Source organism: Azospirillum sp. Marseille-Q6669 (genome assembly GCF_965111635.1).
Window position 1 is genome coordinate 186,118 of sequence record NZ_CBCOOP010000001.1, and the last position, 17,355, is coordinate 203,472.

Annotated in this window: 17 protein-coding genes; 11 read left to right on the top strand and 6 right to left on the bottom strand. The window is 67.4% G+C overall.

Annotated features, from left to right (window positions below; all coding sequences use genetic code 11):
* Positions 1-234 precede the first annotated feature (234 nt).
* From ACWPXE_RS00775 to ACWPXE_RS00790, 4 genes are all read left to right on the top strand, one after another.
* On the top strand, positions 235-708 hold the full coding sequence (locus ACWPXE_RS00775; RefSeq protein WP_454016272.1) for a hypothetical protein: 474 nt from the start codon (positions 235-237) through the stop codon (positions 706-708).
* Between the two features lie 81 nt (positions 709-789).
* Entirely contained in the window at positions 790-1,575 is a 786-nt protein-coding gene (locus ACWPXE_RS00780; protein ID WP_200486197.1) for an SDR family oxidoreductase, read from the top strand.
* A gap of 29 nt (positions 1,576-1,604) precedes the next feature.
* A complete protein-coding gene (gene pabB / locus ACWPXE_RS00785; protein WP_454016273.1) occupies positions 1,605-2,966 on the top strand; it encodes an aminodeoxychorismate synthase component I in 1,362 nt (453 codons plus the stop codon).
* Complete coding sequence (locus tag ACWPXE_RS00790) at positions 2,963-3,787, top strand: aminotransferase class IV (protein WP_454016274.1); 825 nt, start codon at positions 2,963-2,965, stop codon at positions 3,785-3,787. Before pabB ends, ACWPXE_RS00790 begins: the two co-directional genes overlap by 4 nt.
* 9 nt (positions 3,788-3,796) lie before the next feature.
* Here ACWPXE_RS00790 and ACWPXE_RS00795 read toward each other — a convergent pair whose 3' ends face one another.
* Complete coding sequence (locus tag ACWPXE_RS00795; protein WP_454016275.1) at positions 3,797-4,264, bottom strand: DsrE family protein; 468 nt, start codon at positions 4,262-4,264, stop codon at positions 3,797-3,799.
* Between the two features lie 104 nt (positions 4,265-4,368).
* The gene (locus ACWPXE_RS00800) at positions 4,369-5,454 is read right to left on the bottom strand and encodes a site-2 protease family protein (protein ID WP_454016276.1); all 1,086 of its coding nucleotides are present in this window, start codon (positions 5,452-5,454) and stop codon (positions 4,369-4,371) included.
* A gap of 115 nt (positions 5,455-5,569) precedes the next feature.
* On the opposite strand from ACWPXE_RS00800, the gene ACWPXE_RS00805 reads away from it, so the two are divergent.
* Positions 5,570-6,262: a hypothetical protein gene (locus ACWPXE_RS00805; RefSeq protein WP_454016277.1), complete on the top strand. Its 693-nt coding sequence runs from the start codon at positions 5,570-5,572 to the stop codon at positions 6,260-6,262.
* Positions 6,263-6,398: 136 nt separating this feature from the next.
* On the opposite strand, the gene ACWPXE_RS00810 is transcribed toward ACWPXE_RS00805, so the two are convergent.
* A complete protein-coding gene (locus ACWPXE_RS00810; RefSeq protein WP_454016278.1) occupies positions 6,399-8,807 on the bottom strand; it encodes a transketolase in 2,409 nt (802 codons plus the stop codon).
* A gap of 140 nt (positions 8,808-8,947) precedes the next feature.
* Here ACWPXE_RS00810 and ACWPXE_RS00815 point away from each other — a divergent pair, with 140 nt between their 5' ends.
* The 3 genes from ACWPXE_RS00815 to ACWPXE_RS00825 all read left to right on the top strand — a co-directional run bounded on the left by ACWPXE_RS00815 (position 8,948) and on the right by ACWPXE_RS00825 (position 11,357).
* Positions 8,948-9,430 (top strand): Lrp/AsnC family transcriptional regulator, encoded by a 483-nt coding sequence (locus ACWPXE_RS00815; protein ID WP_454016279.1) that lies wholly within the window; start codon positions 8,948-8,950, stop codon positions 9,428-9,430.
* A 161-nt stretch (positions 9,431-9,591) separates the two neighbouring features.
* Positions 9,592-10,254: a hypothetical protein gene (locus ACWPXE_RS00820; protein ID WP_454016280.1), complete on the top strand. Its 663-nt coding sequence runs from the start codon at positions 9,592-9,594 to the stop codon at positions 10,252-10,254.
* A 212-nt stretch (positions 10,255-10,466) separates the two neighbouring features.
* A complete protein-coding gene (locus ACWPXE_RS00825; protein ID WP_454016281.1) occupies positions 10,467-11,357 on the top strand; it encodes a LysR family transcriptional regulator in 891 nt (296 codons plus the stop codon).
* Between the two features lie 171 nt (positions 11,358-11,528).
* Here the strand turns inward: ACWPXE_RS00825 and ACWPXE_RS00830 are convergent, their stop codons facing one another.
* On the bottom strand, positions 11,529-12,248 hold the full coding sequence (locus ACWPXE_RS00830) for a GntR family transcriptional regulator (RefSeq protein WP_237907472.1): 720 nt from the start codon (positions 12,246-12,248) through the stop codon (positions 11,529-11,531).
* A gap of 185 nt (positions 12,249-12,433) precedes the next feature.
* Between ACWPXE_RS00830 and ACWPXE_RS00835 the strand changes: the two genes are divergently transcribed.
* The 3 genes from ACWPXE_RS00835 (at position 12,434) to ACWPXE_RS00845 (ending at position 15,371) form a co-directional block, all read left to right on the top strand.
* Positions 12,434-13,417, top strand: a complete 984-nt coding sequence (locus ACWPXE_RS00835; protein WP_174440630.1) for a C4-dicarboxylate TRAP transporter substrate-binding protein — start codon at positions 12,434-12,436, stop codon at positions 13,415-13,417.
* Positions 13,418-13,578: 161 nt separating this feature from the next.
* Entirely contained in the window at positions 13,579-14,097 is a 519-nt protein-coding gene (locus ACWPXE_RS00840) for a TRAP transporter small permease (protein ID WP_454016282.1), read from the top strand.
* Positions 14,094-15,371, top strand: a complete 1,278-nt coding sequence (locus ACWPXE_RS00845; RefSeq protein WP_454016283.1) for a TRAP transporter large permease — start codon at positions 14,094-14,096, stop codon at positions 15,369-15,371. The genes ACWPXE_RS00840 and ACWPXE_RS00845 overlap by 4 nt, the downstream gene beginning before the upstream one ends.
* A 206-nt stretch (positions 15,372-15,577) precedes the next feature.
* Here the strand turns inward: ACWPXE_RS00845 and ACWPXE_RS00850 are convergent, their stop codons facing one another.
* Positions 15,578-16,618: a DUF808 domain-containing protein gene (locus ACWPXE_RS00850; protein ID WP_454016284.1), complete on the bottom strand. Its 1,041-nt coding sequence runs from the start codon at positions 16,616-16,618 to the stop codon at positions 15,578-15,580.
* A 78-nt stretch (positions 16,619-16,696) separates the two neighbouring features.
* Entirely contained in the window at positions 16,697-17,305 is a 609-nt protein-coding gene (locus ACWPXE_RS00855; RefSeq protein ID WP_454016285.1) for a helix-turn-helix domain-containing protein, read from the bottom strand.
* Positions 17,306-17,355: the final 50 nt, after the last annotated feature.

Genomic DNA, 17,355 nt, shown 5'->3' on the forward strand with positions numbered 1-17,355 from the left:
ACCCTGCGATGTGCGCCTTCGGCATTGCGGTTGGCGGGGCGCTGTTCCTAGAATGCCGGCCCGTGGCCCTTCCCTCTCCGGGAGCGGCCAAGCCCTTCCGCAGAACCGCGATTCCGAATGAAGCCTTCCTTTTCGTCCGCCTCCGCCGCCGGCTGTTCCTCCGTGGACGATTCCGGTTCCGCCCTGGCGCGCGCGCGGGCTCTGACGATGGGGTGGGGGCCTGGAGCACGGGGATTGTCCGCGCTGTCCGCCACCACGGTCCCGGCGCCGTATCGGGCGCTGCTCGACCACGACCGCGGCATGACCGCCGTCCTGTCGGAGCGGTGGGGCGAGCCGGTGGGCGTGCGGGTGCTGCGCCAGCGGACGGAGCCGGACGGGACGGCGCTGCTGCGCGACATCGTGCTGACCGTCGGGCCGGATGCGCTGCCGGTGGAACTGGCGAGCATCCGCATCGCGCTCGGCGGCTTTCCCGCGGCCTTCGCCGAACAGCTTCGCGAGGGGACGGAACCCTTCGGGCGTCTGCTGGCGCGGAACGGAATCGCCTTCTCGGTGGAGGTGCTGGGTCTGTTGACCGCCCCAGCCGCCGACGTCTGGGCTGCGGAGGGGCGTGTGTCCAGTGGCGCCACGCTGTACGGGCGCCTCGGGCGGCTGGTGCGGGCGGACGGCTGGACCATCGCGGAAACGGTGGAACTGCTTCCCCGCGCCTGAGGCCCGATGTCGGACAGCGTGCCATCCGGCGGAGCATCTGCTAAACCTGCGAAACCGTTCACGTCCTCCGCATCGGTGACCATGACCGCTCCGCATCTCCCCTATCTGTCGCAGTTCTCGCTGGAAGGCCGGGTGGCGCTGGTTACCGGGTCCGGGCGCGGGCTGGGTCTGGAAATCGCCCGCGCCATGGCCGGGTCCGGCGCCCATGTGCTGCTGAACGGGCGTGACGCCGCGCGGCTGGAACCGCAGGCCGAGGCCATCGCTGCGGCGGGCGGACGGGCCTCGGTGCTGGCCTTCGACGTGGCCGACCGGGACGCGGTGCGGGACGCCTTCGCGCGGATCGGGCGGGACCATGGGCGGCTGGACGTGCTGGTCCAGAATGTCGGGCAGCGCAACCGCAAGCCGCTGACCGACTTCGCGGATGAGGAAATCAGCGAGCTGCTCAACGTCGATCTGGCCGCCGGCCTGATCCTGGCGCGGGAGGCGGCGCGGCTGATGCTGCCCCAGGGCTTCGGACGGCTGATCACGGTGACATCCATCTCCGGGCAGATCGCCCGCGCCAACGACGCGGTCTATGCCGCCGCCAAGGCCGGGCTGGCCGGCATGGTGCGGGCGCTCGCCGCCGAGTACGGTGCGAAGGGCCTGACCAGCAACGCCATCGCGCCGGGCTTCTTCGCGACGGAGACCAACGCCGGCATCACCGGCAATCCGGCCCTGTCCGCCTATTTCGAGGGACGCACCCCGATCGGCCGCTGGGGCCGCCCGGAGGAGATCGCCGGGGCCGCGGTGTTCCTGGCCTCGCCCGCCGCGTCCTACGTCAATGGGCATGTGTTGGTGGTGGACGGCGGCGCCACCATTCTCATGTGAAGGCCGGTCTTACAGGAAGCAGCACCGCCATGCTGGCGATCCCCTTGTCATGCGCCGATCCGGCGGAGGCCTTCCGCGCCCTGTCCGGACAGCCCTGGTCGATGCTGCTCGACAGCGCCGCCGCGCACCCGGCCCATGGCCGCTACAGCTACATTGCCGCGGAGCCCTTCCGCACCCTGGAGTCGCTGGACGGGCGGGCGCATCTTGATGGCCAGCCGGTGGACGGCGACCCCTTCTCCGTGCTGGCGGAGGAGCTGGCGCGCCACGCCCGGCCGGAGGGGCCGCCGGGACCGGCGCCCTTCTGCGGCGGGGCGGTCGGCTTCATCGGCTACGAGGCGGGGCTGCGGCTGGAGCGCATCCGATCGCGCCACGCCAACCCCGGCGGCCAGCCCGAGATGGCCTTCGGCTTCTACGATGCGGTGGCCGCTTTCGACCATGCGGAGCGCCGCGCCTGGGTGATCGCCGCCCGTCCGGAGGCCGAGGACCGCGCCCGCGCCCTGGCCACCCGGCTGGAGGGCGGCGGAGCGTCCCCCCTCGGCCCCGTCCCGGCCGCCCCCTGGCGGAGCGAGCTGGAGCGCGACGACTATCTGGCGCGGGTGGAGCGGGTGCTGGAGTACATCCGGGCCGGCGACATCTATCAGGCCAACTTCACGCAGCGCTTCCTGGCCGAGCGGCGCGACGGGCTGGACAGCTACGCGCTGTACCGGCGGCTGCGCGCGATCAGCCCGGCGCCCTTCGCCGCCTATCTCGACTGCGGCCCGCGCCTGTGCATCGCCAGCGCCTCGCCGGAGCGCTTCATCCGATTGAGCGCTGCGGGGGAGGTGGAGACGCGCCCGATCAAGGGCACCCGCCCGCGCTACGCCGATCCCGCCGCGGACGACGCCGCCGCCGCGGAACTGGTGGCCAGCGTCAAGGACCGGGCGGAAAACCTGATGATCACCGACCTGCTGCGCAACGACCTCGGTCGGGTGTCGCGGGTGGGCAGCGTCCGGGTGCCGACGCTCTACGGGCTGGAGAGCTTCGCCAGCGTGCATCACCTCGTCTCGGTCGTCACGGCGCGGCTGCGGCCCGGCCTGGGGGCGGTGGACCTGCTGCGGGCGGCGCTGCCCGGCGGCTCGATCACCGGGGCACCCAAGATCCGCGCCATGCAGATCATCGACGAGCTGGAGGTGGCGCGGCGCGGCGCCTACTGCGGGTCCGTCGCCTGGCTCGGCTTCGACGGCGCGATGGACAGCAGCATCGTCATCCGCACCCTGTCGGTCACGCCGGATACGGTGTTCGCCCAGGCCGGCGGCGGCATCGTCGCCGATTCCGACCCGGCGGACGAGCATGAGGAGATGATGGTCAAGATCCGCGCCCAACTCCGCGCGCTGGGGGAGACCCAGGGATGAGTCCGGCCATGAACGTCGTCTGGCTGAACGGGCGCCTGCTGTCGGCGGAAGAGGCGCGGATCGACCCGGCAGACCGCGGCTTCACGCTGGGTGACGGGCTGTTCGAGACGATCCGGGTGGCCGGCGGCACCGCCCGCCATCTCGACCGGCATCTTGCCCGGCTGGCGGACAGCGCGGCGCTGCTCGGCCTGCCGCTCCCCCAAGGCGCAGCAACGCTGACGACCGCGGCCGAAGCGCTGATCGCGGCGCAGGGTTGCGTTGAGGGTGTGCTGCGGATCACGCTGACGCGGGGGACCGGAGCGCGCGGCGTGCTGCCGCCGGCGGACGCCGTGCCGACGCTGCTGATGACGCTGGCGCCCGCGCCACCGCCCGTCGGCGCGGTGGAGGCGGTCATCGCCCTCTGCACCCGGCGCAATGAGCATTCGCCGCTGTCGCGCGTGAAGTCGCTGAATTACCTGGACTCCATCCTCGCCCGGCAGGAGGCGGCGACGCGCGGCGCGGGGGAGGCGCTCCTGCTCAACAGCGCGGGCCGTCTGGCCGAGTCCAGCGTGGCGAATCTGTTCATCGTCCGGGATGGGCGCCCGCTGACCCCGCCAGTCGTCGAGGGCGCGCTGCCGGGCATCCGCCGCGCGCTGATCCTGCAACGGGGCGATGCCGGGGAGGCGCCGCTTTCCGTCGCCGACCTGCTGGGGGCTGAGGAAGCCTTCCTGACCAACAGCCTGGGTCTGCGCCCGCTGCTGCGCGTCGACGGGCAGGCCATCGGCGCCGGAAGGGTGGGGCCGGTGACGGCGGCCCTGCTGAAGGACATCGCGGCGGAATAGAGAGCCCGGTCACGGACGAAGGTAGGACCAGCCCTCTTCCTGAAGCTGCATCAGGCGGACGACTCCGGAGGGCACCAGCTTGGCTTCCGGCACCATGGGGACCTCGCCCTGCTCGACGCGGATCATGCCGTTGCGGGTGTTCTCGCAGGCGGAATAGATCAGGGTCGGCAGGCTGCCCTTCAGCGACGCCAGCCGGTCCTTTACGGGCGAACGGTCGGCGCGCAGCATGTGCAGGCCGGGGCCGAAGGTGACCAGCTCGACCTCCACCGTCTCACCGATGTTCTTGTAATACTCGATGATGTTCTTGACGTTGTTCAGCGCCATGTTCATCAGCGCCGGGTCGTTGCTGCTGACCTGGATGGCGACGCGGTGAACGCCGGGCTGGTCCGCCGCGGCCTTCCGCCCCGCCATGGCCGCGGTCATCCCGGCGAATCCGGCCAGAGCCAGCGCCGCCCGGCGCGTGGAGCGCATTGCCATGTCATCCTCCCTTCCGCTGTGGGGGCATCCGCTGTCCTAGCACAATGACCCCGGACGCCGCTTGTTCCCGAAGGGAGAGGCGCCGCAACGGAAGGGGGAGGGCGTCAGCGGCGCAGGGCGTGTTTGGCGGCCTGAACCATCATCATCTCCCCCACATTTTCGGGCGTCACCAGACCGACCAGCCGGCCGCTGCCGTCATCGACGCCGACGGCGGGCAGGCTCTTCTCCTGCATCAGGCGCAGCGCCTCCTCCAGCTTGCCGTGCCGGTGGATTACCGGGATATCGGGGCGCATCACCTCCAGCACCGGCGTGTCCGGGCCGCGGTCGCGCAGGGCGCGGATCAGGTCGTCGCGGGTCAGCACGCCGCGCAGCTTGCCAGCCCCATCCACCACGGGAAACTCGTGCTGGGTCGTCCGGATCAGGCATTGCACCGCGTCCTCCAGCACGCCGGAGGGCGGCAGCGTCTCGAAGCGGGTGACCATGGCGTCCGACACGACCACGCCATGGGTGATCTCGCGCATCTGCACCGCGTGCGCCTCCGACGAGGCGCCCAGATAGACGAACAGCGCGATGAACAGCAGCATCGGGTTGCCGAACAGCCCGAGCAGCCCCAGCCCGATGGCCACCGCCTGCCCGACCGAGGCCGCCACCTGGGTGCCGCGGACATAGCCCATGCGACTCGCCAGCACCGCCCGCAGCACGCGCCCGCCGTCCATCGGGAAGGCCGGAATCAGGTTGAACAGCGCCAGGAACAGGTTCACCACGGCCAATCGGGACAGCACGTCGATGCCGGCGTTCCGCACCTCCGCCGCCTCCGCCGGCACGAAGCCGCCGAGTGCGGCATAGAGCAGCGCCGCGATCACCAGATTGACCGCCGGCCCAGCCAGCGCCACCACCAGCTCCTGCGAGGGCTTTTCCGGCAACCGCTCCAGACGGGCCACCCCGCCGATGGGCAGCAGGGTGATGTCCGGTGTGCGGACGCCGTAGCGCCGGGCGGCGAAGACGTGCCCGAACTCGTGCAGCAGCACGCAGAGGAACAGCAGCGAGAGGAAGACCACCCCCTCCAGCGCCGCCGGCCAGCCGCCCTGCGCGTGGTAGGCGGCGCCGATCCACAAAAGGAACAGGAAGAAGGTGATGTGGATGCGGATCACCGTGCCCTTCACGGTGCCGATGGGGATCGACCAGCTCATCCCGACCTCGCCTCGCGCTGTGACCGATGTGGGTGTGATCCTTATGTGGTGATCCAAGGGGCGTGGCGTCACGCTGCGCTTGGGGAGGGGCGAACGGGCTGAACAACGCCGGTCCGTGCCGTGGGTCGGCGCCCGCTCAAACCAAATGGGGCAATTCCTGCTGCGACCATCGACGAGAAGGAATTTTGTCAAATCTCTTATCGCCAGATTCTTGCTGATTAATCAAATTTATGCTACTTTTAAGAGCATTCAGTGCGATGTGCGGAGGCTTTCGGTGAATTTTTTTGACAGCTTTGCCGGTTCGTATTTCAAGACGGGCGTTACCGGACAGCGGATCTATTATCCATTTGGGATATTCGGTCGCGGCCGCATTTTATCAGAAGAAGCCGAAGAGAGGAGATTGAGAACCATAATAAAATTTGCCTTTATTGCTTCCGTGGCAATGTATGCGGTTTTGTTCTCAGCAAGCTTGTCCTTCTGGGTAAAGATGCCCGCATTGTGCGGGGTGGTGGTGGCGCAATATGCCTCCCACTACATGCCCGTGCGGACCCACCGCGTATCAAAGGAACGAATGTCTCTGGTGGAATCGTGGCTGATATCCGCCCGGGGCATCGGAAAGCGCACTCTGTGGGTGTTTTTCGTTCTCAGCGTTCTGATGACGTTGGTCTGCGCGTTTGTCACGTTCGTTGGTAAGGGAGGCATCTGGGACAGGCTTACAATGCTTCTTGGAGTGGCATTCTTTGGAGCGTGCAGCCTTGTCCACCTATGGATGATCCGTCAAATCGACCGAAAAGACCGCCGACCATAACACCCGTCTCCAGACAGCCGCCGCGCTCGCGTGTGAAAGGGAGCGGCTCACCGAAAGCGGGACCGGCCAAGCGGGAATGCGAACCTCCGCCTTGGAACGCCGTCACATCCGGCCCGCGCCGTGGATGTCTCCCGCGCTACACCGCTTTCAGATGGCGGACCGGGCGGCCGGGGGACAGGGCCTCCGCCGCACGGACGATGGCCTGGGCGTCGATGCCGTGATGGCGGTAGAGATCGGCGATGGTTCCGGTCTGGCCGAAATGCTCCACCCCCAGCGCCCGTGTGCGGTGACCAAGGACCGAGCCCAACCAGCCCAGCCCCGCCGGATGCCCGTCCTGCACCGTCACCAGCGCGCAATGGGACGGCACGCCTTCCAGCAGGCGTTCGACATGGGAGCGCGCGTGGGGCTTGCCGCGCTCGCGCGCTCGTTGCGCCGCGCTCCAGCCGGCGTGCAGACGGTCGGCGGAGGTGACGGCCAGCAGCCCGACGTCGCGGCGGTCCTCGCCGAGCATGCCCACCGCCTCGATGGCCTCCGGCGCCACCACGCCGCTGTAGGCGACGACCACCTGGGCGTTCGGGCCGGGGCGGCGCAGCCAGTAGGCGCCTTGGACGATGCCGCTCTCCAGCTCCTCGTCCATCGTCCGGACCGGCTGCTCCAGCACGCGCGAGGACAGGCGCAGATACACCGAACCGCCGGTCTCGTCGCGCAGCCAGTTCCGCTCGTCCGGCTCGCCTTCGCCCTCCCGCTGCATGTAGTCGAAGGCCCAGCGCATGGTGACGGCCAGCTCGTCGGCGAAGGCCGGCTCGAAACAAGCCAGCCCGTCCTGGGCCATGCCGACCAGCGGCGTGGCGATGGACTGGTGCGCCCCGCCCTCCGGGGCCAGCGTCACTCCGGACGGCGTGGCCACCAGCAGGAACCGTGCGTCCTGATAGCAGGCGTAGTTCATCTGGTCCGCCGCCCGCATCACGAAGGGGTCATAGACGGTGCCGATGGGCAGCAGCCGCTCCCCGAACAGCGAATGCGACAGGCCCAGCGCCGACAGCAGGATGAACAGGTTGGACTCGGCGATGCCCAGCTCGAAATGCTGGCCGTCGGGGGAGAAGTCCCAGGTGTAGGTGGACGGGATGCGCTCCTTCTTGAACAGGTCGGCCAGCGCGCTCTTGGCGAACAGGCCGCGGCGGTTCACCCAGGCGCCGAGGTTGGTGGACACCGTCACGTCCGGCGCGGTCGTCACGATGCGCTCCGCCAACTCCGTCTTTTCGCGCCCCAACTCGTTCAGGATCAGGCCGAAGGCCGCCTGGGTGGATAGCGCCTTCTGCGCCGGGGCCGTCAGAGCCGTAGGCACCGGGACCGCCGCCGCACCATGGCGCCGCCGCCCTTTGGCCGCGAAGGGCACCCGCTTCAGGAAGGCGTCCAACTCCGCCGCCGGCCGGCTCAGCCCTTCGAAGCGGTCCCATTCATGGCCCGGACGGACGGCGTTGGCGGCGCGGAACGCCTCCATCTGCGCCGGGGTCATCAGGCCGGAATGATTGTCCTTGTGCCCGGCCAGCGGCAGCCCGGCGCCCTTGATGGTGTAGGCGATGAAGCAGACGGGCCGGTCGTGCGTGCGCGCCTGGGCGAAGGCGTCGAGCAGTGAGGGCAGGTCGTGGCCGCCGAGATTGCCCATCAGAAGGGCCAGCTCCTCGTCGTTGCGGCGCTCGATCAGGCGGGTGACCGGCCCCTGGTCGCCCAGATCGTCGAGCAGCCGTTTCCGCCACGCCGCTCCACCCTGGTAGGTCAGTGCGGAATAGAGTTGGTTCGGGCACCGGTCGATCCAGTCGCGCAGGCGCTGACCACCCTCCTCCTGGAAGGCCGCCTGCATCAGCGCGCCGTATTTCAGGATCACCACGTCCCAGCCGAAGGCGCGGAAGATGTTCTCCAGCCGCTCCCACAGACCTTCGCGGATCACCGCGTCCAGGCTCTGGCGGTTGTAGTCGACGATCCACCAGGTGTTGCGCAGACCGTGCTTCCAGCCTTCCTGAAGGGCTTCGAAGATGTTGCCCTCATCCATCTCGGCGTCGCCGACCAGCGACACCATGCGCCCCTCGGGCAGGTCCTTTGCCCAGCCCTTGGCCTTCACATAGTCCTGCACCAGCGAGGCGAAGAGCGTCTGCGCCACCCCCAGCCCGACCGAGCCGGTGGAGAAGTCCACGTCGTCCACGTCCTTGGTCCGCGACGGGTAGGATTGGGCGCCCTTGAAGCCGCGGAAATTCTCCAGATTCCCGCGCGTCTGGTTGCCCAGCAGATACTGGATGGCGTGGAAAATCGGGCTGGCGTGCGGCTTCACCGCCACCCGGTCCTCCGGGTGCAGGGCCTGGAAATAGAGCGCCGTCATGATCGTCGCCAGCGAGGCCGAGGACGCCTGATGCCCGCCGATCTTCAACCCGTCCTGGTTGGGGCGGACATGATTGGCGTTGTGGATCGTCCAGGACGCGAGCCAGAGAACCTTGCGCTCCAGCTCGCGCAGGCAGGCGAGGTCGGCGTGGTTCGGAACGGTCGCGTCCATGTCTGTTCCCCTCTTGACGGAGCGGCGGTCGATGATCGGTGAAGCCTATCATTTGTGCCGCGGCAGGAGTTTGCAAAGTGGCGCCGGAAACGCCGCTGGTTTAGCATTGGATTGCGCAAAACGGCTGATGGCAGCATGAAATGCCAAAAATCAAACTCGATCGCATCGACTGGAAGATCCTGGCCCTGCTCCAGCAGGACGGGCGGATGCCCAACAACGAGCTGGCGGAGCGCGTCGGCCTGTCGCCGTCACCCTGCCTGCGCCGGGTCAAGGCGCTGGAGGAGGCGGGCGTCATCACCCGCCACGTCGCGCTGGTCGATCCCGCCGCGGTCGATCTGCCGGTGAACGTCTTCGTCAGCGTCAGTCTGGAGCGGCAGGTGGAGGAGCGGATCGACGCCTTCGAGGCCGCCGTGATGGCGCTGCCGGAGGTGATGGAATGCTATCTGATGACCGGCGACGCCGATTACCTGCTGCGCGTGGTGGTCCCCGATCTCGCCAGCTACGAGCGCTTTCTCAAGGAGCATCTGACACGGATTTCCGGGGTCGCCAACATCCGGTCCAGCTTCGCACTGAAGCAGGTGCGCTACCGCACGGCCTTGCCGCTGGGTCATCTGGCGGAATGAGCGGAGCGACCGCATATCGATGGAAATCGAAGCACTCGCACCGAGAATATTGATTAGATCTTTAAGTATTTTCTCTTTTATCGTTGAGCTTTCAAAATGAATGTATCATTTTTTCAATTCAAGGGCGCGGCTTGATGGGGGAAAGGATGTCGAACGTTTCCTTGACCAGTGCGATCTCTTCAGTCTCGGCGCATCCGACGATGCCGTCCGCCAAGCCGCCGGTGGGCCGGGCCAGGGAGGACGAAGCCGACACCGGCAGCGGGAAGGCCGACCAAGTGGCTTTGAGTCCGCTGGCGTCGGCCTTGAAAGGTGACGCGCTGTCGTTGTTCAGCAATTTATCCGGCAATGACCGAAGCGCCTTGGGTCTCTTCGTTTCATCCGGCCAAATGTCGTCCGATGAAATGAACGATGCGCTTTCGGGGAAACTGAAGGAATCCCGCAGCCAGACCTTCTGGAAGAGCGCCGTCGAAGCGGGTGTCAGACAGGAAACCGAAAACCAGAAGAAAATCAGATTGCTTTCGGAAAGCATCGAAGCACGGCTGTCCGCCATCGATAAAATAGCAAGTTCGGCGTCACGCCTGGATCAGGCCGTGGCGATCACGAGCGAACTGCGACGCTCAATGTGGGAACGCAGCTCACTGATGAGTCAAGCGGACGAAGGCGCGACCACCGTGAAGTTGACGGCGGAATTTGCCTTGAACAAGATGGCGCGGACCGACTCGGAACGCGCGGCGGGGGACAAGCTCAGCGCTCTGGGCTTCAAGTCCGAGAGCTTCGATCAGTTGTTGAAGGACACGGCGGTCAAGGACATCGCCGCCATGTGAGCGATGCCCCGCTGTGACAACCGGCGCCTGCCGGCCGTATTCCCGCTGCCAACGCGTTCGGCATCCCGTCGTCCGGAACGCCCATGACGTTCGCAATGGAAGACCTGGGCCGCGTTTTGCCATAAAGAGTATTGGAACAGGGGCGCGCGGCGAATTTTCCCGCTGACAGACCCCGACCAACAGGCAAAGGCATCGGGAAGCAGGACGGGATGATGGACTGGGACAAGTTGCGGGTGTTCCATGCTGTGGCCGAGGCCGGCAGCTTCACCCACGCCGGCGAGGCCCTCAACCTCAGCCAATCGGCGGTCAGCCGGCAGATCAGCGCGCTGGAGGACAGCCTCGGCGTTCCGCTGTTCCATCGGCACGCCCGCGGGCTGATCCTGACCGAGCAGGGCGAGTTGCTGAATCACGCGGCGCGCGACATCTTCGCGAAGCTGTCGATGACCCAGGCGATGCTGAGCGAGAGCAAGGACGCCGCCAAGGGGCCGTTGAAGGTGACGGCCACGGCGGCCTTCGGTTCGACATGGCTGACCCCGCGCATCGGAGAATTCCTGGCGCTCTACCCGGACATCCAGCTCACCCTGCTGATCACCGACACGGAGTTGGATCTGGGCATGCGCGAGGCCGACGTGGCGATCCGCGTCAGCCCACCGCGCCAGCCCGACCTGATCCAGCGGCATCTGATGACCTTCCGCTCTCACCTCTACGCGCACCGCCGCTACCTGGACCGGAAGGGAGAGCCGCAGACGGTGGCCGATCTCGCCTCGCACGACTTGGTGACCTATCCGCAGGAACTGCGCCCGCCCTTCGCCAACACCCACTGGCTGCGCGATCTGGTGACCGATCCGGTGGCCCGCGACCGGACGGTTCTTCAGGTTAACAACCTGTACGCGATCTTCCGCGCCGTGGAGAGTGGGCTGGGCGTCGGCTCGCTGCCCGATTATCTGGTGACCGGCCTGGACGATGTTGTTCGGGTGCTGCCGGATCAGTCCGGGTCGAAGGTGGACGCCTTCTTCGTTTATCCGGAGGAGTTGCGCCATTCCAAGCGCATCGCGGTCTTCCGCGACTTCCTGGTCAAAAAGGTTGCGGAAAGCCAATTCTAATTCCCGCTCAGCGGGTTGGCCAACAAGGGGCGCGGCGCCGGACAGGGCCGTGCCCCTTTGTTCTTTCGCCCATTCGGCTTTGGCCGGCGGCGGGGCGAACCCCGTTTTCGTGTTGGGCCGATGCAAGCACCGCGCGCTTCGAAGACGAACCGCGCAATCCGCGTCCGGCGTTCAAGCGGATTCGGCGATCGGTTCGGCCGGAGTGGAATCGCTGTCGAACAGGTCGGGGAAGCGCCGGGCCAGATCGGGCAGGGAGTTCAGAATCTCGCGCAGATGCACGCGCATGGCAGCCTCGGCGGCGTCGGGGCAGCGCGCCCGGATGCCCTCGACGATCTGCTCGTGCTGGGCGATCAGCCGGTCCAGCGGAGTCGCCTGGGGCAGGCTGAGGTAGCGCACGCGGTCCATCTGGGCCTTGGTTTCCTCCACCACCCGCCAAGCGTATTCGCAGTCGACCCCCAGCGCGATGGTGCGGTGGAAGGCTTCGTCCAGATCCAGGAAGGCCGCTGGGTTGGTGCTCGTGGCGGCGTCGCGCTGCGCCTTTAGGTTGGCCTCCAGCTCCGCGACGGCGCGGGCCGGCAACCCCTCGCCGGCCTTGCGGGCCACGGCCAGTTCCACCGCCTCGCGGACGAAGCGGGCGTCCATTACCTGCTTGGCCGAGATCTTGACGACGAAGGTGCCGCGCTGCGGGCGGATGACCACCAGTCCGGACTCGCTCAGCTTGATGAAGGCCTCGCGCACCGGCTGGCGGCTGACGCCCAACTGCCCCGCAACCTCCTGCTCGGACAGCGGCTGGCCGGGCTGAAACTGCATCGTCACGATGGCGTGGCGCAATTCCCGAAAGACGCGGCGCGCCACGGGCTCGGTCGAATCCGGCTCGATCCTCCTCAGCATGCTCCCCCCAATCCCTTCTTTTTTCCGTCCGCCCTGCCGTTGCCCGCCCGGACGATCCTGTACAGCGGATTCATCCTGCACCGTTCGCAAGCCCATGGACAACACCATTCTTGTATACTACCATACCAGTCGCGTATCGAACAATCGCCTCCGTGCAAGAGGCGTTGTCCTCAAAGGGAGGAAACATGAGCATCATCACTCGTACTTGGCGCGTCGCCGCCCTCGGCTTTGCGCTGGCCACTGTCGCCGGCGGCGCGCTGGCCGCCGATTACACGCTCAGCGTCAACACGGCGCTGGCCCAGCAGGACCCGCTCTACAAGGGGCTGGAGGAGTTCAAGAAGAACGTCGAGGCGCGGTCCGGCGGCAAGATGGCCGTCCGCCTGTTCCCCGGCTCGCAGCTCGGCAAGGACGAGGACGTGCTGGAGCAGGCCCGCGCCGGGGCCGGAGTCGCGGTCGTCGTGGACGGCGGGCGCCTCGCCGTCTTCGTGAAGGAGTTCGGCGTTCTGGGCGGCCCGTACCTCGCCCAGGGGTACGACGGCATCCGCAAGGTCGTCACCTCGCCGATGTTCGACCAATGGTCGGACAAGCTGCGCAAGGCGTCGGGCCATCAGGTGCTGTCCTTCAACTGGTGGCAGGGCGAGCGGCACCTGCTGACCAACAAGTCGGTGAAGGGTCCGGAAGACCTCGCCGGCATCCGCATGCGCACGCCGGGCGCTCCGGTGTGGATGGAGACGATCCGCGCCATGGGCGCCACCCCGACCCCGATGGGCTGGTCGGAGGTCTACACCGGTCTGCAGCAGAAGGTGATCGACGGCGTCGAGGCCCAGCATCCGGCCAGCTTCGGTTCCCGTCTGTATGAAGTGACCAACCACGTCACCAAGACCGGCCACATCAACCTGATCACCGGCATCGTGACCAGCGCCGCCTGGTTCGACAAGCTGCCGCCGGAGCAGCAGACGATCCTCAAGGAAGAAGCGCTGAAGGCCGGCGACAGCGCGTCGCGCGCCACCCAGGCATCGCTCGCCGACTTCGAGAAGCAGATGAAGGACAAGGGCATGACGATCGAGGAGATCGACGTGACCCCGTTCCGCAAGGCCACCGCGCCGGTCTACGAGAAGCTGGGCTACGCGGAACTCCACAAGGAAGTGGAAAAGCTGCTGCAGAACTGACGCGGGGTTCGGTTCGCGCTGACCTTGCTCCCTCCCTGATCCTCCCCCGCTTACGCAGGGAAGGGGACAAATTCTCCCTCCCCTGCGTAAGCGGGGGAGGGCCGGGGCGGGGCAATGCTTCCTAAATCCAAGCCGTCCGCCGCCATCAAGGGACCGCCATCATGTCGTCCTTGTTTCACAAGGGGGAAGCCTTCCTGGCGATGCTTCTCCTCGCCGCCATCGTCCTGCTCGTCTTCGCCGCCGGCGTTATGCGCTGGTTCGGCCATCCCCTGGTCTGGTCGGTGGACGTGGCGCAGCTCCTGTTCGTCTGGGTCGCCTTCCTCGGCGCCGACATGGCGCTGCGCAAGCGCGCCCACATCGGCATCGACTATCTGGTCAAGCGTCTTCCGGCCTCCAGCCGGGCCATGCTCGATTTGGTGCTCGGTGTGCTGGTCCTCGCCTTTCTCATCACCATGACGGTGATGGGCTACCGGCTGACCATGCTGAACCTGGAGCGCCAGTTCGGCGACAGCGGCATCAGCTACGCCTTCGTGACATCGGCGGTGCCGGTGGGCTGCCTGCTGCTGGCTGTCACGCTGACCGGCCAGATCCTGGAAACGCTGCGCGAGCTGCGCAGCCATCCCAAACCGGTCTTCGCGCCGGCCCCCAAGGCCGGCGACATCGAGGAGGTCGTGCCGTGACCCTTCTTGCCGTCACCTTCTTCGCGCTGATGGCCTTCGGGCTTCCGATCGCCTTCGCCATCGGCATCGCCGGCTTCTCCTTCTTCGCCACGAACGACATCATCCCGATGTCCATCGGGGTGCAGCAGGTCGCCTCGGCCTCGCAGAGCTTCCCGCTGCTGGCCGTGCCCTTCTTCGTGCTGGCCGGTCACATGATGAACCGGACGGGCATCACCAGCCGGCTGATCAACTGCTCCAACGTGCTGGTCTCCTGGATGTCCGGCGGGCTGGCGCAGGTCTGCATCGTGCTGTCCACCCTGATGGGCGGCGTCTCCGGCTCGGCGGTGGCCGACGCGGCGATGGAGGCCCGCATCCTCGGCCCCAGCCTGATCGCCCGCGGCTATTCGAAGGGCTTCACCTCGGCGGTCATCGCGGTCGGCTCGCTGATCACCGCGACGATCCCGCCCAGCCTGGGACTGATCCTCTACGGCTTCGTCGGCAACGTGTCGATCGGGCGACTGTTCCTGGCTGGCGTCATTCCGGGCTTCATGATGATGGCCGGGCTGATGCTGACGGTTTGGCTGATCGCGCGCCGTCGCGGCTATCGCCCGGAAATGGCCGAGCGGCCGACCCTGCGCGCCGTGTGGCGGGCGGTGGCCGACGCGAAATGGGCGCTGCTGTTCCCGGTGGCCCTGCTGTTCGCCATCCGCGGCGGCCTGTTCACCCCGTCGGAGGTCGGCGCCTTCGCCGTCGTCTACGCCGCCGTCGTCGGCTTCCTGCTGCACCGGGAGCTGACTTGGGCCGCGGTGGCCGAGGCGCTTCAGGAAGCGGTGGTGGACACCGGCCTGATCATGCTCATCATCCTGTTCTCGGGCATGGTCGGTTACGCCATCATCTTCGAGCAGGCGCCTCAGTCCATCGCCGAGGCGATGACCCAGCTCACCACCAACCCGCTGCTGGTGGTCGCGCTGATCCTGGTCTTCCTGTTCATCGCCGGGCTGTTCGTGGAAAGCACGGTGCTGGTCCTGCTGCTGACGCCGATCTTCCTGCCCATTGTGACGCCGCTGGGCGTCGATCCGGTGCATTTCGGCATCCTGATGATGACCATCGTCACGCTGGGTTCGATGACGCCGCCGGTGGGTGTGGCAATGTATACGGTGTGCAGCCTGCTCGACTGCCCGGTCGAGGAGTATGTAGTCGAATCGCTGCCCTTCGTCGGCACCATTGTCCTGCTGGTCGCCGTGCTGACGCTGTGGCCGGGGCTGGTGCTGTTCCTGCCGAACATGCTGATGTAAGGGAAGGGGGGCTTGTCTTGGGATGGGGCGCTGATATACTAGTATATGGCGCTCCGATCTCTCGGCGGACCCACGGCCGGTCCGGGCACACCAAGCCCCGTCCATGGAGCGTCCTTGTCATTGTGGAAACGGGGCAGGGCCGCGTGTGAAGGGCAAACGTCAAGGGGCGGTCCGGGCAGGGCCGCCCCTTCGCACTTCCAGACGCTCTATTTGCCTTTCACCATGCCCCAGAGCGGCTCGATCACCTTGTGCACCAGGGGGATCAGCAGGGCGCCCAGCAACAAGCCGAACACCCCGGCCCCGGCCGCCCCGACCAGCCATTCCACCGCGGCCTTCGCCGCCGGCACGGCCTCTCCCGCCGCTACGGCGGCGCCATGGATCGCGTGCCCGACCGCGGTCAGGCCGAAGCCCTCCAGCCCATGGATGACGATGCCGCCGCCGACCCACAGCATGGCCGCGGTGCCGACCAGGGCGAGCAGCTTCAGGAAGACCGGCATCCCCTTGACCAGCCCACGCCCGATCGCCTGGGTGACCGGGGCGAGCGTTCGGTCGGCCCCGCCCGGAGCGCCGGGGGAGAGGGTGCGCAACCCCAGGAGGCTGGCCGCCGGACGCCCGTTCTGCGCCAGCGACAGGCCGACGTCGTCCGCCTTCACGATCAGCGCCACCGCGCCATAGACCAGCGCCGTGATTCCCACCCCGACGATGGCAAGGACGGCGGCCTGCATCCAGAAGGACGAGGTTTCGGCGGCGACTGTGGACAGGACGATGGCCATGATCTCCGCCGACAGGATCAGGTCGGTCTTGATGGCGCTGTTGACCTTCTCCCGCTCGAACTGCGCGGCGTCCTGCCCCGCGGTGCCTGGTCCCTCCGCGTCGTGATGCGCCGCGTGGGGGCGCAGTGCCTCCCAGACCTTCTCCGCACCTTCGTAGCAGAGAAAGCCGCCGCCCAGCATCAGCAGCGGCGTGATCGCCCAGGGCGCGACGAGGCTGAGCGCCAGCGCCAGGGGCAGCAGGAACACCAGCTTGTTCTTCAGCGAGCCCAGCGCGATCTTGCCGATGATCGGCAGTTCACGGTCGGCGGTGAAGCCGACCATGTAGCGCGGCGTCACCGCGGCGTCGTCCACCACCACCCCGGCGGCCTTGGCCCCTGCCCGCGCCGCCTGTCCGGCGGCATCGTCCAGCGAGGCGGCGGCGACTTTCGCCAACCCGGCCACATCGTCCAGCAACGCGATCAATCCTGTGCTCAAGGCTTTGGCTCCCCTCCGTATCGGCGTCCATGGAGCAGACAACGCCGCCGGGGGCAAGCCGGACCTTCGGAGGGGCGGTCAGTCGTCGGTCAACTGATCGGCGGTGAGCATGTGGACATCCGGGTCCGGCGTGTCCCGGCCGTCGTCCAGGTAAAGCACCCGGTCCACCAGCACCAGGACGCGCACGCCGTCCACCGGGACGACGCTCAGCCGCCGGTTGATGACGGCGTTGCGGAAGGCCACGGCCCGGTCGTTGTAGGTGACCGACAGGACGTCGTTCGTTCCTTCCAGCATGGGCAGCGCGTAGCGCTCCATCATCTCCGCGGTCAGCCCGTCGATGCGTGGCAGCAGGGAGGAACCGACGATGTCGAAGCGGTGCCGCTCGATCCAGCGGGCCAGCGGCGGGGACACAGCCTGAGCGATCAGGCCGGGTGTGTAGAGGGTGCATTTCTCGCCCATGCTCCGCACCATCGCCTTCAGGCCGAGGAAGGTGGGATGGTGCCGGAAATGGCCGGTCAGCACGTCGCGCAACAGCGCCTGCTCCCGCGGGTCGGGCAGGGCGGCGCCGGATTCCCAGCGGGCGACGGTTTCCTCGGTGGTGGCCAGCATGACGGCGAACTGTGCCGTGGTCAGGCCGTGCAGCCTTCGCAACGCGCGCACGATCTGCGGCCACTCATGCACCGGCACAGACGGCTCTCCAGATTATCTCCAGGGGTAATGATCGGAGAATACGCGAT